Origin of the sequence: Rhizobium sp. G21 (assembly GCF_014158035.1) — a bacterium.
Taxonomy (GTDB): domain Bacteria; phylum Pseudomonadota; class Alphaproteobacteria; order Rhizobiales; family Rhizobiaceae; genus Rhizobium_E.
This window is the reverse complement of record NZ_JACFXW010000001.1, coordinates 303,840-317,945: the sequence shown is the minus strand read 5'-3', so window position 1 is coordinate 317,945 and position 14,106 is coordinate 303,840. Positions and strand designations below refer to the sequence as shown.

The window sequence follows — 14,106 nt, the reverse complement described above, 5'->3', positions numbered from 1 at the left end:
CGAAAGCCAGCCCCTGCCCCGAATATCGCCCGGTTTTTCCGGGCCCAATTGAATGAACCCCGGAGACCGGGGTTTTGTCGTTCCCGCTCAGCGATACGGCGCGTCCATGGCGATGTTCGCCGCGATTTCGCGCTCCCACCGGTCGCCGTTGTTGAGCAGTTTTTCCTTGTCGTAAATAAAGCTCTTCGCGCGTTTCGGTCGCGAATTCGAAATTCGGGCCCTCGACGATCGCGTCGACCGGGCATGCCTCCTGGCAGAAGCCGCAATAGATGCACTTTACCATGTCGATGTCGTAGCGCACCGTGCGGCGGGTGCCGTCGTTGCGGCGCGGGCCGGCTTCGATGGTGATGGCCTGGGCAGGACAGATCGCCTCGCACAGCTTGCAGGCGATGCAGCGCTCTTCACCGTTGGGATAACGGCGCAGCGCGTGTTCGCCGCGAAAGCGCGGGCTGACCGGACCCTTTTCGAACGGATAGTTCACCGTCGCCTTGGGCTTGATGAAATAGCTCGAGGCGAGGCCGAGCGCCTTCACGAATTCCTTCAGGAACAGCGAGCTGACAGCTTGGGAAAGAGCAGCCATCGTCTATTCTCCTTTTCCAGTAAACTTTGCCGCCGACATCATGCCCAACCCGTCAGCTTGAGGACGAAGGCGGTCACGACGACCATGGCGAGCGACAGCGGCAGGAACACCTTCCAGCCCAGACGCATCAGCTGGTCGTAGCGGTAGCGCGGAACGATCGCCTTCACCATGCCGAACATCGTGAAGCACAGGATGACCTTGAGCAGGAACCAGACGATGCCCGGCACCCAGTTGATCAGCCAGAAGTCGACCGGAGGCAGCCAGCCGCCGAGGAACAGGATGGTGGTCAGCGCGCACATCAGCACGATCGCGGCATATTCGCCGAGCATGAACATCATGTAGGGCGTGGAGCCGTATTCGACCATAAAGCCCGCCACCAGTTCAGATTCCGCTTCCGGAAGGTCGAAGGGCGGGCGGTTGGTTTCAGCCAGCGCCGAGATGAAGAAGATGATGAACATCGGGAAGAGCGCCAGCCAATGCCAGTCCAGGAAGGAGCTGGGAAGGCCGAGACGCGTGCCGAGGCCGTCCTGCTGCGCGACCACGATGTCCGTCAGGTTCAGCGAGCCGACGCAGAGCAGAACGGTGACGATGATGAAGCCCATGGAGACTTCGTAGGACACCATCTGCGCCGCCGAGCGCAACGCGCCGAGGAACGGATATTTCGAGTTCGACGCCCAGCCGCCCATGATGATGCCATAGACTTCGAGCGAGGAAATCGCGAACACGAATAAGATGCCGACATTGATATTGGCGATCACCCAGTTGTTGTTGACCGGTATCACCGCCCATGTGGCGAGCGCGAGCGTCACGGCGACCAGCGGGGCGAGCAGGAAGACGCCCTTGTTGGCGCCGGCCGGAATGACCGGCTCCTTGAACATGAATTTCAAAAGGTCGGCGAAGGACTGGAAAAGTCCCCAGGGACCCACCACGTTAGGACCACGGCGCAGCTGAACGGCCGCCCAGATCTTGCGGTCATAGAGCAGAACATAGGCGATGAAGACGAGCAGGCAGACCAGCAGGAGCAGCGATTGCCCTACGATGATCAACGCTGGCCACAAATAGGTCGAAAGAAAAGTGTCCATGATCCTTTAGCCCCTTCGCGCCTTACTCGGCGGCGGCCTTGAAGTTGTTGCGAGCCAAGGCCGAGCATTCGGCCATGACGGCCGACGCACGCGCTATCGGGTTCGTCAAATAGAAGTCTTTGACCGGAGAAGCAAACGCAGATTTCGCCATTGCCCTCGGTTTTTTTTCGCAAGCGCAGCAACCTCGTCGCCCGAGCCTGCCACGATCGTATCCTCTTCTGCGAAATGCGGATGCGCCGCGAACAGTTTGGCGCGCAATTGCTGAAGCGAATCAAAGGGAAGCTTCTTGCCGAGAACATCCGACAGAGCGCGCAGCACAGCCCAGTCCTCGCGCGCCTCGCCGGGGGCGAAGTTGGCGCGGTTGGCGAACTGGACGCGGCCTTCGGTGTTGACGAAGACGCCGGCCTTTTCGGTGTAGGCGGCGCCCGGCAGGATCACGTCGGCCTGCGACGCGCCGCCGTCGCCATGCGAGCCGATATAGACGAGCAGATTCGTGCTCTTCTTCGAAAAGTCGAGTTCATCGGCGCCGAGCAGGAACAACACGTCCATGGTTGCGACCTGGGTCTGCGCATCCACGCCCTTCTCACCCGGCACGAAGCCGAGGTCGAGGCCGCCGACACGCGACGCCGCAGTGTGCAGCACGGCGAAACCGTTCCAGCCGTCCTTGATCGCGCCCACGCTTTCGGCGAGCGCAGCAGCGGCGGCGAGAACCGCGCGGCCTTCAGCGCCGGTGATTGCGCCCTGACCGAGGATGATCAGCGGACGTTGAGCGTTCTTGAGCTTGTCGAGGAACGCGCCGTTGCCGGCGACAAGATCGTTGAGGGTATCAGTGCCGGCGCCGAGATAGTCATAATCGTAGCGCAGTTCGCCGCTTTCGCCGATCACCCCGATCGGGAAGCCGCCGCGGCGCCAGCGCTTGCGGATGCGGGCGTTGAGCACGGCCGCTTCGAAGCGCGGGTTGGAGCCGATGATCAGCAGCGCGTCGGCGTCTTCGATGCCGGCGATTGTCGGATTGAAGAGGTAGGTCGAACGGCCCAGCGACGGATCGAGCTGTGCGCCGTCCTGACGGCAATCGATATTCTCGGAGCCGAGCGAGGCCATCAGCGACTTCAGCGCGAACATTTCCTCGACGGTGGCCAGATCGCCGGCAATCGCGCCGATCTTGTCGCCCGAGGTCTTGGCGACGGCGGCCTTGATGGTCGCGAAGGCTTCAGCCCAAGAGGCCGGAACGAGGCGGCCATCCTTGCGGACGTAGGGACGATCGAGGCGCTGGGTGCGCAGGCCGTCCCAGATGAAGCGGCTCTTGTCGGAAATCCACTCTTCGTTGATGTCTTCGTTGACGCGCGGCATGATGCGCATCACTTCGCGACCACGCGTGTCGACGCGGATCGCCGAGCCGAGCGCGTCCATCACGTCGATCGATTCGGTCTTGCCGAGTTCCCAGGGACGCGCCGTGAAGGCGAAGGGCTTGGAGGTCAGCGCGCCGACCGGGCAGAGGTCGACGACGTTGCCCTGAAGCTCCGACGTCATCGCCTGTTCGAGATAGGTGGTGATCTCGGCGTCTTCGCCGCGACCGATCAGGCCGAGCTCGGTGATCCCTGCCACTTCGGTGGTGAAGCGGACGCAGCGCGTGCAGTGAATGCAGCGGTTCATCACGGTCTTGACGAGCGGGCCGATATATTTGTCTTCGACCGCGCGTTTGTTTTCGGTGTAGCGCGAGGAGTCGACGCCGAAGGCCATGGCCTGGTCCTGCAGGTCGCATTCGCCGCCCTGGTCGCAGATCGGGCAATCGAGCGGATGGTTGATGAGCAGGAACTCCATCACCCCTTCGCGCGCCTTTTTGACCATCGGCGTGTTGGTGTACACTTCCGGCAGTTCGCCGTTCGGGCCGCCGCGGATGTCGCGCACGCCCATGGCGCAGGAGGCCGCCGGCTTTGGCGGGCCGCCCTTCACCTCGACCAGACACATGCGGCAATTGCCGGCGACCGACAGTCGCTCGTGAAAACAGAACCGGGGAACCTCGGCGCCAGCCTCTTCGCACGCCTGCAACAGCGTGAAATGATCCGGGACCTCGATCTCTTTTCCGTCAACTTTCAGCTTCGCCATTTCAGCCTTCCAACAGCGCTTTCGCTTGTTTGACCCATTGATCCCGGACAATCCGGTTATCGAGGCCAAGCGTCTCATCCATTTTCAGCATTTCGTCGTCGGACCATGTCGCGATCTGCGCGTAGGTCGTGACGCCCATGCCGTTGAGCACTTTTTCCAATCTCGGGCCGACGCCCGAAATCTTCTTCAAATCGTCCGGGCCCGCCTGTGTCGACTTGCGAACCTTTTTCGCGACCGACGCCCTGGCCTTTTTCTGCGGCTTTGCCGCAACAGGCTCCTGTTGCGGTTCCGGTGTCTCCACCACCGACGCCTCTTGCGGCGTCGGTTCGGCGGCAGGGCCTTCTTCGGTCTTCCGCTCCAGCGCATTGGCGACGGCACCCATGAAGGCTCCCGCCATCTGCATACCGAAGACGGTCATCACCTGAAGCATCGAGGCCTGTTCGGCCAGCATGCGGGCGGACAGCTCGGCGAGTTCCGGAGAGCGGCTGCTCGACCCGTTGTCGGTCTTGCCTTGCTTCTCCGTCCCGCCACTGCCCATCTCGCTCACTCCGCCGCTTCGAGCACCGCTCCATGCGCCATGGCGTTGCGGGTGTACTGGTCGATCCGCTCTTCCATCACCGGACGGAAATGTTTGATCAGACCCTGGATCGGCCAGGCGGCTGCGTCGCCGAGCGCGCAGATCGTATGGCCTTCCACCTGCTTGGTCACCTGGAACAGCATGTCGATTTCGCGTTTCTGCGCCTGACCCCTCACCATGCGCTCCATCACGCGCATCATCCAGCCCGTGCCTTCGCGGCAGGGCGTGCACTGGCCGCAGCTCTCATGCTTGTAGAAAGCCGAAAGGCGCCAGATGGCTTTGACGATATCCGTGGACTTATCCATGACGATGACGGCGGCGGTGCCGAGGCCGGAGCCCAGTTCACGCAGGCCGTCGTAATCCATGATCGCCGAACGCATCTGCGCGCCGGGCACGCAAGGCACCGACGAGCCGCCGGGAATGACGGCGAGAAGATTGTCCCAGCCGCCGCGAATGCCGCCGCAATGCTTTTCGATCAGCTCTTCGAAGGTAATCGACATCGCGTCTTCGACGGTGCACGGCTTGTTGACGTGGCCGGAGACCGAAAACAGCTTGGTGCCGGCGTTGTTGGGACGGCCGAAGCTCGAATACCAGCCCGCGCCGCGACGCAGGATGGTCGGGGTCACGGCGATCGATTCGACGTTGTTCACCGTGGTCGGACAGCCATAGAGGCCCATATTGGCCGGGAACGGCGGCTTCAGGCGCGGCTGGCCCTTCTTGCCTTCGAGGCTTTCGAGCAGCGCGGTTTCTTCGCCGCAGATGTAAGCGCCGGCGCCGTGATGGACATAAATGTCGATGTCGTAGCCGAGTTTGTTGTTCTTGCCGAGCAGACCGGCGTCATAGCATTCGTCGATCGCGGCCTGCAGCGCCTCGCGCTCGCGGATGAACTCGCCGCGAACATAGATATAGGCGGCATGCGCGCCCATGGCGAAGGACGCCACCACGCAACCCTCGATCAGCGTATGCGGATCGTGGCGCATGATTTCGCGGTCCTTACAGGTGCCGGGTTCGGATTCGTCGGCGTTGACCACGAGGTAATGCGGACGACCGTCGCTTTCCTTCGGCATGAAGGACCATTTCAGGCCGGTCGGGAAGCCCGCGCCGCCGCGACCGCGAAGACCGGACGCCTTCACTTCGTTTATGATCCAGTCACGGCCCATCTCAAGCAACTGCTTGGTGCCGTCCCAGTGGCCGCGCGCCATGGCGCCTTTCAGGGACTTGTCCTTGAGGCCGTAGATATTGGTAAAAATACGATCCTTGTCACTCAGCATGGCTCATTCCTTACCGCGGCTTCTTTCCGAAGACCCTGATATATTCTTCTTCGCCGCCATCGGCCAGCGCTTTGGCCTGGCGCGCCCAATCGTCGCGCTCGATGCGGCCCTTGAAATTGAGGAAACCGTCGACCCAATCGCGTTCGGCCGGGCCCCAGGCCGCAACCTGTGCATAGGTGTAGATGCCGATGCCGTTCAGCGTCGCCTCGATTTTCGGACCGATGCCGGAGATCAGCTGGAGGTCATCCGGCGTCTCGGGCTTATCCACGCCGGCCGGACGATTGGGATCGTCGAGCGAAGGCTTGGCGGCCTTGACGCCGGCGTCCGTCTCCGCCGGCTTGACCGACGCATCCGGCTCGGCCGACTTGCCGTCGGCAGGCGTCTTCAGCTTGGGATCGGTTTCCGGCGCGCTGGTGTCCGGCTTGGCGGCGTTCGACGGCGGCGTATGGGCCGGCTGAGCCGGCTCGGACGAGGCGGCGGGCGCGCCCGTCAGCGCTTCCGACTTCGGAGCCGGCGGAATTTCTTCCGTCAGCGAGGTCAGGCCGCCGGCCGGAGCCGAATAAATGCGCTCGACCTGCGGGCCGGGCTTGATGTCGGAGCCCTTGCCGGCCTTGAAACGGTCGATGATGTGCTCGAGCTGGGTCGCCGTCAGGTCTTCATAGGTGTCCTTGAAGATCGCGATCATCGGCGCGTTCACGCAGGCCCCGAGACATTCCACTTCTTCCCAGGACAGCGTTCCGTCTTCATTGAGATGATGGGGATCGTGGTGGATCTTCGACTTGCAGACCGAAATCAGGTCTTCCGCGCCGCGCAGCATGCAGGGCGTGGTGCCGCATACCTGGATATGGGCGCGCGTGCCGACCGGCTGAAGCTGGAACTGCGTGTAGAAGGTGGCGACTTCGAGCACGCGGATATAGGCCATGCCGAGCATGTCGGCGATCATTTCGATCGCAGCCTTGGTCACCCAGCCGTCCTGCTCCTGGGCGCGCATCAGCAGCGGAATGACCGCCGACTGTTCGCGACCCGCGGGATATTTCTTGATGGTGGCTTCCGCCCAGACGGAGTTTTCCGGGTTGAAGGCGAAGCTGGCTGGCTGAACGCTGTCTTCGGCTAAGCGACGTACGGACATGTTATGGACGCCCTATCAATTTATCTGGCCGCACTGCGATTGTGTCAGGGAGGACATCTCGCAGGCATAGGCTGTTGAGTCTTTCTGCAGGAACACGACGAAGCGCTTGCCGTTGGGCACAGCCGCCTTGATCTCGTATCCGTCGGCGATCAGCTGACCGATTTGCGTCTTCGCCCCGTCGCTGTCGGCGACGATGCCGGCTTCCGCCGCGAGCACGGGGGCCGCGGCGGACGCAAGCAAAAGCGAGGACAGAAGCCGGATCATCAGCGGTCGACCTCCCCGAACACGATATCGAGAGAGCCGAGAACGGCGGTGACGTCGGCAAGCTGATGGCCCTTGCAGAGGAAGTCCATCGCCTGCAGATGCGCAAAACCCGGAGCGCGGATCTTGCAGCGATACGGCTTGTTGGTGCCGTCGGAGACGAGATAGACGCCGAACTCGCCCTTGGGCGCTTCGACGGCGGCATACACCTCGCCGGCGGGCACGTGATAGCCTTCGGTGTAGAGCTTGAAGTGATGGATCAACGCTTCCATCGACCGCTTCATCTCGCCGCGCTTGGGCGGCACGACTTTGCCGTCGATCGCCGAGACCGGACCGATCTTGTGCTTGCCGTTCAGGAGTTCGACGCACTGCTTCATGATCCGGGCCGACTGACGCATTTCGAACATGCGGATCAGGTAACGATCATAGCAATCGCCGTTCTTGCCGACGGCGACATCGAATTCGAGATCGGAATAGCATTCGTAAGGCTGCGCACGGCGCAAGTCCCAGGCCGCGCCCGAACCGCGCACCAGCACGCCGGTGAAGCCCCAGGACAGCGCGTCTTCCAGCGAGATCACGCCGATGTCGACGTTGCGCTGCTTGAAGATGCGGTTGTCGGTCAGAAGACCTTCGATATCGTCGAGCGTCTTGATGAAGGGATCGCACCAGTTGCCGATGTCTTCCACCAGCTTTTCCGGAATGTCCTGATGGACGCCGCCCGGACGAACATAAGCGGCGTGCATGCGGGCGCCCGAGGCGCGCTCGTAGAACACCATCAGCTTTTCGCGCTCTTCGAAACCCCAGACCGGCGGCGTCATCGCGCCCACGTCCATGGCCTGCGTCGTCACGTTCATGATATGCGACAGGATGCGGCCGATTTCGGAATAGAGCACGCGGATCAGCTGACCACGCATCGGGATTTCGAGGCCGAGCAGCTTCTCGACGGCCAGCGAATAGGCATGCTCCTGGTTCATCGGCGCGACATAGTCGAGACGGTCGAAATAGGGCAAGGCCTGGAGATAGGTCTTGGATTCGATCAGCTTCTCGGTGCCGCGATGCAGCAGTCCGATATGCGGGTCGACGCGCTCGACGATCTCGCCATCCAGCTCCAGCACCAGACGCAGCACGCCGTGCGCAGACGGATGCTCTGGTCCGAAGTTGATGGTGAAATTGCGGACGTTATGTTCAGTCATGTCACGCGCTCCGATGTGGAAGCGAATAGCGAATAGCGAGTAGCGAATAGTTCGATAGTCACCGCATGCTCTTCCTATTCATCGTTTGTTACCTTGCAGGCTCCGTATCAGGGCCCGAACCATCTTGCCGATCTCGATACACCTCAACTCAAGGGTTTCGAAATCAAATCTTTCGATCAGACCCACCCTATGTCCAATCAAAAGATGCGTTTCCAACTCCTTCAGCGACCCCTGGGCGATCCTCAGAAACTGTACGAAGCTTCCGCTGCTCTCTCGCCCGTGGCCTTCTGCGATGTTCGCGGCAATCGATCCGGACGCCCTTCTAATCTGCGCACTCAGCCCGAACATTTCTTCCCGAGGAAAGCTGCTCGTGATCTTGTAGCAATCTACTGCAAGATCTACCGCCAATTGCCAGATGCGGAGGTCCTTGTACGAGTCGATGCCGCTCCCCTATTCGCTATTCGCTATTCGCTCATTTAGCCTTCTCATCGCCCGGCAGCACGTAATCCGTGCCTTCCCAAGGCGAAAGGAAATCGAAGCTGCGCATTTCCTGGCGAAGCTGGACCGGCTCATAGACAACCCGCTTGACCATGTCGTCATAGCGAACTTCGACGAAGCCGGTCATCGGGAAGTCTTTGCGCAGCGGGAAGCCCTCGAAACCGTAATCGGTGAGGATGCGGCGCAGATCCGGATGGCCGGAGAACAGGATGCCGTACATGTCGTAGGCTTCGCGCTCGAACCAGTCGGCGCCCAGGAACAAGCCGGTCGCCGATTCCAGAACATCTTCCTCGCCCACCTGAACCTTGACGCGAATGCGCATGTTCTTGTGAACCGACAAAAGATGCGTCACGACATCGAAGCGCTTTTCACGCTCCGGATAGTCGACGCCGCATGTATCGATGAAATTTAGGAAGCGACAGCGCGGGTCGTCGCGCAGGAACTTGAGCACCGCCACATAGCTTTCCGGAGCGACTTCGATCGTCAATTCGCCGAAAGCGGCGCTGACGTCTAGGATGGCTTCGCCATGGGTTTCGCGCAGATAGATCGAGAGATCTTCGAGTGCAGTCGTCATCAGTGCGGTCCTCAGCGCTCGATCGTGCCGGTGCGGCGGATCTTCTTTTGCAGAAGCAGCACGCCGTAAAGCAGCGCTTCCGCAGTGGGGGGACAGCCCGGCACATAGACATCCACCGGCACGACGCGGTCGCAACCACGCACCACCGAATAGGAATAGTGATAATAGCCGCCGCCATTGGCGCAGGAGCCCATCGAGATCACGTAACGCGGCTCTGGCATCTGGTCATAGACCTTGCGAAGCGCGGGCGCCATCTTGTTGGTCAGCGTGCCGGCGACGATCATGACGTCGGACTGGCGCGGCGAGGCGCGCGGGGCGACACCGAAGCGCTCCATGTCGTAACGCGGGCCGGACGCCTGCATCAGGCCCTCGACGGCGCAGCAGGCGAGACCGAACTGCATCCACATCAGGGAGCCGGTGCGCGCCCAGGTGATCAGGTCCTGCGTCGAGGTGACGAGAAAACCCTTGTCGGCGAGTTCATTGTTGATCTCGCCGAAGAATTGGTCGTCGGCGCCAAGCGCCCGGCCCGTCGACGGATCGACGAGGCCCTTCGGCTGCGGGGCGACGAGGGTCGAATTCGTGGATGTCACTCCCATTCGAGCGCTCCCTTCTTCCATTCATAGACAAAGCCGATGGTCAGCACGCCCAGGAACACCATCATGGACCAGAAGCCGAACCAGCCGATCGCGCCGAATGATACGGCCCACGGGAAGAGAAAGGCCACTTCCAGGTCGAAAATGATGAAGAGGATCGACACGAGATAGAACCTGATGTCGAATTTCATGCGCGCATCGTCGAACGCGTTGAAGCCGCATTCATAAGCGGAAAGCTTTTCCGAATCGGGTGCGCGATAGGCGACCAGGAACGGCGTCACGAGGAGCGCCAAACCGATGACCAAAGCTATTCCGATGAAGATGGCGATTGGCAGGTAAGAGCCAAGAAGTGCAGTCATTTCAATCCAACCCCGCCGCGCCGCGCGATGGGAGGCGCGCGAGTGCGCATCACCGCTCCGGCATAGCCGAAAATTGTTGCAACGCGACGTGGTTAGCGCAGCTAGGGGGAGAAGCAAGCGCAGATTAACAATAATCACCCCCTGCGAAAATTTTGCGCAGGGTGAAGTTTATTGCCCCGATTTCAGGGGCTTCAAGAGGTTAAAAGCGGTTTAATTTCCTCCCGGATATGCCTCACCATCTCGATGAAATCGGGCGAAAATTGGGTAATTTCAAAAGGCGATGGCGACGCGGGAGACTCAACGGATTCGGCTCGTCACGATCAGCCAGAGCTTACGTTACGTGATGTCCCGAAGCTTTCGTTACGACATGCTGCGATGCGGGAGTTTCTGCCTGTCAGGCGGCGGAAACCGGGCGTATGGAATCCAGATCACGCACCGTCCGCGTGGCCACCGCGAGATCAAATGTTCGCTGCAGGTTCAGCCAAAACTCGGGGTGTTTCCGAAGTACCTCGCCAGTCGAAGCGAAAGTTCTGCGGTCAACGGCGCGGCGCCGCTCAACACCGGCTGCAGAGCGCTCGAGGAGACGCCGAGCGCTGCAGCCAGGAGATCCGGCGTCAGATCGAAGTCGGCCATGAATTCGTGTTCGAGAATTTTGCCCGGATGGATCGCCTCATCTGGAATGAATTTCATGACCGCCTCAATGATAATCACAGAACTCGACATCGTAGGCGTCGCCATCGCTCCACCTAAAGCAGATCCGCCACTGGTCATTCACGCGGATGGAATCCTGGCCTGACCTACTTCCGCTCAGCTTTTCCAACCGGTTTCCCGGAGGCGCAAGAAGGTCCTCGACCACATGCGCGGCGTTTATGCTCATCAGCTTCCGCCGCGCCCTGGCCACGACGTCCGACGGAATAGATTTTGTCGGTCGGCCTCGAAAGAGCTCTTCAGTTCGCTTGTCTCTGAAGCCTTGTATCTTATTCCCAAGGCTCCCGATACAGCTTTACCCAGCCTTGGCCAGCACCAGCCTCTCGCGGGCCGCTTTCAGCCGGGCGAAATCGTCGCCGGCGTGGTGGGAGGAGCGGGTGAGCGGGCTCGACGACACCATCAGGAAGCCCTTGGCGTAGGCGACCGTCTCATAGGACTTGAATTCCTCCGGCGTGACGAAAGACATCACTTGGTGATGCTTGCGGGTGGGCTGCAGATACTGGCCGATGGTCAGGAAGTCCACGTCGGCGGTGCGCAGGTCGTCCATCAGCTGCAGGACTTCGTTGCGTTCTTCGCCGAGGCCCACCATGATGCCGGATTTGGTGAACATGGTCGGATCGAGTTCCTTGACCCGCTGCAGCAGGCGGATGGAGTGGAAATAGCGCGCGCCGGGACGGACGGTGAGATAGTTGCCGGGCACGGTCTCGAGATTGTGGTTGAAGACATCGGGCTTGGCGGGCGACGACGCGCTCCAGCGCGCCCGGCTTCTTCAAAAAGTCGGGCGTGAGGATCTCGATCGTGGTCTTGGGCGAGGCCTCACGGATGGCGAAGATCACCTTTTCGAAATGCTCGGCGCCGCCGTCGGCCAGATCGTCGCGATCGACCGAGGTGATCACGACATGGCTGAGGCCCATCTTTCTGACCGCCTTGGCGACGTTGCCGGGTTCTTCGAGGTCGAGCGGCAGCGGGCGGCCGGTGGAGACGTTGCAGAAGGCGCAGGCGCGCGTGCAGATCTCGCCCATGATCATGAACGTCGCGTGCTTCTTGTCCCAGCACTCGCCGATATTCGGGCAGCCGGCTTCCTCGCAGACGGTCACGAGCTTGTGCTCGCGCACCAGTTCGCGGGTTTCCTGGTAACCCTTCGACACCGGCGCCTTCACCCGGATCCATTCCGGCTTGCGCAGCACCTCGGTGTCCGGGCGATAGGCCTTTTCCGGATGCCGGACGCGCTTTTCCGTGTTCACCGTGTCGAGGATCGTGACCATTCGGGCCCCCGTTTCGCTACCGGCCGAGACCGGATGGCTTCTGAAAACAAAATGAGGCCGCCGCAAGATGCGGCGGCCTCGGCACACTTAGGTCCAAGGGATCGGGAAATCAACCGCGCCTGAGCGCGCGTCCGATCGCGATGAGAATGCAGGCTCCCACGAAGCCCACCAGCAGATAGACCAGCCAACCCGAGCCGGTGTAGATGCCGAGCAGCGCCAGCACGAAGTTCAGCAACGCCGCGCCGACGATGCCGAGAATGATGTTCATGATCAGGCCCATATTGGACTTCATGAACATTTCCGCGAGCCAACCGGCCAGACCGCCGACGATGATTGCGCCCAAAAATCCTACGCCATTCAAATCCATGTTTTACGTCCCCGTTTCGACTGTTCGACGCGGAGAAAACGGTTGATTGGCGCAAGAGTTCCATCATTCGACTCTTTCAGGCGTTCAACACGCGCCCATAGGCGTCGAGCACGCTCCTTCATCATTTCCGACAGGGTCGGATGTGGGAAGATGGTGTGCATCAGTTCTTCTTCGGTGGTTTCGAGGTTCATCGCCACAACGAAGCCTTGGATGAGTTCCGTCACTTCTGCGCCGACCATATGGGCGCCGATCAGTTCGCCGGTCTTCTTGTCGAAGATCGTTTTGATCATGCCCTGGTCTTCGCCGAGCGCGATGGCCTTGCCGTTGGCGTTGAAATTGTAGCGGCCGACGCGGATGTCGCGGCCTTCGGCTTTCGCCTTGGCTTCGGTGAGGCCGACAGAAGCGACCTGCGGATTGCAATAGGTGCAGCCCGGGATCTTGGCCTTGTCCATCGGGTGGACATTCGGAAGACCTGCGATCTTCTCGACGCAGATCACGCCTTCATGTTCTGCCTTGTGGGCAAGCATCGGCGGGCCAGCGACATCGCCGATCGCGTAGAGGCCCGGCACATTGGTCTTGCCATAGCCGTCGATGACGATGCAGCCGCGATCGGTCTTCACACCGAGCGCTTCAAGGCCGAGATTTTCGATATTGCCCTGCACGCCGACGGCGGAGATCAGGCGGTCGGCGGTGATCTGCTGCACCTTGCCGTCCTTGGTCTCGACATGGGCGGTGATGGAATTGGCGCCCTTGTCGACCTTGGAGACCTTGGCTTCGGTGATGATCTTGAGGCCGCGCTTTTCGAGCTGCTTGCGGGCGAAGGTGGAGATCTCCACGTCTTCCACCGGCATGATGTTCGGCATCAGCTCGACCACGGTCACATCGACGCCCATGGAGCGATAGAAGGAGGCGAATTCGATGCCGATCGCGCCCGAACCCATGACGACCAACGACTTCGGCATGAAATCCGGCTTCATCGCTTCGAAATAGGTCCAGATCAGCTTGCCATCCGGTTCGATGCCCGGCAGCGCGCGCGGGCGGGCGCCTGTGGCGACGATGATGTGCTTGGCGGTATACGTCCCCTCGCCCAGCACGCCCTTCGGCACCGGGTTCTGCGGCTCGACGACCGGCTTGGTCATCTTGCCCACGACGATCTCGTTTGGCTTGGTGAGTTTCGCTTCGCCCCAGATCACGTCGACCTTGTTCTTCTTCATGAGGAAGGCCACGCCGCCGTTGAGGCGGGCGGAGACGCCGCGCGAACGGGCGACCACGTCCTTGACGTCCGCCGTCATCGTGCCGTTCAAGGTCAGGCCGAAGCTCTTGGCATGATTGGCGTGGTCCATGATTTCGGCGGACCGCAGCAGCGCCTTGGTGGGGATGCAGCCCCAGTTGAGGCAGATGCCGCCCAGATGCTCGCGCTCCACGATCGCCGTCTTGAGGCCCAACTGGGCCGAGCGGATCGCGGTCACATAGCCGCCGGGGCCGGAACCGATGATGAGGACGTCATAAGCATTCGACATGGGCGCTTCCACTCCTTGCGTGT

At 61.1% G+C, this 14,106-nt stretch carries 13 protein-coding genes and 4 pseudogenes; all 17 read right to left on the bottom strand.

The window, feature by feature from the left end:
• Nucleotides 1-87: 87 nt before the first annotated feature.
• The 17 genes and pseudogenes from nuoI to lpdA all read right to left on the bottom strand — a co-directional run bounded on the left by nuoI (nucleotide 88) and on the right by lpdA (nucleotide 14,083).
• Nucleotides 88-580: pseudogene (gene nuoI, locus H2O14_RS01680) on the bottom strand (NADH-quinone oxidoreductase subunit NuoI).
• A 38-nt stretch (nucleotides 581-618) separates the two neighbouring features.
• Complete coding sequence (nuoH, locus tag H2O14_RS01675) at nucleotides 619-1,662, bottom strand: NADH-quinone oxidoreductase subunit NuoH (RefSeq protein ID WP_182826267.1); 1,044 nt, start codon at nucleotides 1,660-1,662, stop codon at nucleotides 619-621.
• 22 nt (nucleotides 1,663-1,684) lie between these two features.
• Nucleotides 1,685-3,768 (bottom strand): annotated as a pseudogene (gene nuoG, locus H2O14_RS01670) (NADH-quinone oxidoreductase subunit NuoG).
• 1 nt (nucleotide 3,769) lies between these two features.
• The gene (locus H2O14_RS01665) at nucleotides 3,770-4,315 is read right to left on the bottom strand and encodes a hypothetical protein (RefSeq protein WP_182826266.1); all 546 of its coding nucleotides are present in this window, start codon (nucleotides 4,313-4,315) and stop codon (nucleotides 3,770-3,772) included.
• Nucleotides 4,312-5,616, bottom strand: coding sequence for an NADH-quinone oxidoreductase subunit NuoF (gene nuoF, locus H2O14_RS01660; protein WP_182826265.1), 1,305 nt, complete (start codon nucleotides 5,614-5,616; stop codon nucleotides 4,312-4,314). The genes H2O14_RS01665 and nuoF overlap by 4 nt, the downstream gene beginning before the upstream one ends.
• Nucleotides 5,617-5,626: 10 nt before the next feature.
• Entirely contained in the window at nucleotides 5,627-6,745 is a 1,119-nt protein-coding gene (locus H2O14_RS01655; RefSeq protein WP_182826264.1) for an NADH-quinone oxidoreductase subunit E, read from the bottom strand.
• 15 nt (nucleotides 6,746-6,760) lie between these two features.
• Nucleotides 6,761-7,009 carry a hypothetical protein gene (locus H2O14_RS01650; protein WP_182826263.1) on the bottom strand — a complete coding sequence of 83 codons (249 nt, stop codon included), beginning with the start codon at nucleotides 7,007-7,009 and terminating at the stop codon, nucleotides 6,761-6,763.
• Nucleotides 7,009-8,199, bottom strand: a complete 1,191-nt coding sequence (locus tag H2O14_RS01645) for an NADH-quinone oxidoreductase subunit D (protein ID WP_182826262.1) — start codon at nucleotides 8,197-8,199, stop codon at nucleotides 7,009-7,011. Before H2O14_RS01645 ends, H2O14_RS01650 begins: the two co-directional genes overlap by 1 nt.
• Before the next feature lie 78 nt (nucleotides 8,200-8,277).
• Nucleotides 8,278-8,640: a four helix bundle protein gene (locus tag H2O14_RS01640; RefSeq protein WP_182829244.1), complete on the bottom strand. Its 363-nt coding sequence runs from the start codon at nucleotides 8,638-8,640 to the stop codon at nucleotides 8,278-8,280.
• Nucleotides 8,641-8,671: 31 nt separating this feature from the next.
• Nucleotides 8,672-9,271 carry an NADH-quinone oxidoreductase subunit C gene (locus tag H2O14_RS01635; protein ID WP_182826261.1) on the bottom strand — a complete coding sequence of 200 codons (600 nt, stop codon included), beginning with the start codon at nucleotides 9,269-9,271 and terminating at the stop codon, nucleotides 8,672-8,674.
• Between the two features lie 11 nt (nucleotides 9,272-9,282).
• On the bottom strand, nucleotides 9,283-9,867 hold the full coding sequence (locus tag H2O14_RS01630) for a NuoB/complex I 20 kDa subunit family protein (RefSeq protein WP_182826260.1): 585 nt from the start codon (nucleotides 9,865-9,867) through the stop codon (nucleotides 9,283-9,285).
• The gene (locus tag H2O14_RS01625) at nucleotides 9,858-10,223 is read right to left on the bottom strand and encodes an NADH-quinone oxidoreductase subunit A (protein WP_182826259.1); all 366 of its coding nucleotides are present in this window, start codon (nucleotides 10,221-10,223) and stop codon (nucleotides 9,858-9,860) included. The genes H2O14_RS01630 and H2O14_RS01625 overlap by 10 nt, the downstream gene beginning before the upstream one ends.
• 477 nt (nucleotides 10,224-10,700) lie before the next feature.
• Nucleotides 10,701-10,961 (bottom strand): HigA family addiction module antitoxin, encoded by a 261-nt coding sequence (locus tag H2O14_RS01620; RefSeq protein WP_210275388.1) that lies wholly within the window; start codon nucleotides 10,959-10,961, stop codon nucleotides 10,701-10,703.
• Nucleotides 10,921-11,199, bottom strand: a complete 279-nt coding sequence (locus tag H2O14_RS01615) for a type II toxin-antitoxin system RelE/ParE family toxin (RefSeq protein WP_182829243.1) — start codon at nucleotides 11,197-11,199, stop codon at nucleotides 10,921-10,923. Before H2O14_RS01615 ends, H2O14_RS01620 begins: the two co-directional genes overlap by 41 nt.
• Before the next feature lie 27 nt (nucleotides 11,200-11,226).
• Nucleotides 11,227-12,196: pseudogene (gene lipA / locus H2O14_RS01610) on the bottom strand (lipoyl synthase).
• Nucleotides 12,197-12,305: 109 nt separating this feature from the next.
• A complete protein-coding gene (locus tag H2O14_RS01605; protein WP_182826257.1) occupies nucleotides 12,306-12,563 on the bottom strand; it encodes a GlsB/YeaQ/YmgE family stress response membrane protein in 258 nt (85 codons plus the stop codon).
• A gap of 76 nt (nucleotides 12,564-12,639) precedes the next feature.
• A pseudogene (lpdA, locus tag H2O14_RS01600) lies at nucleotides 12,640-14,083 on the bottom strand (dihydrolipoyl dehydrogenase).
• Nucleotides 14,084-14,106: the final 23 nt, after the last annotated feature.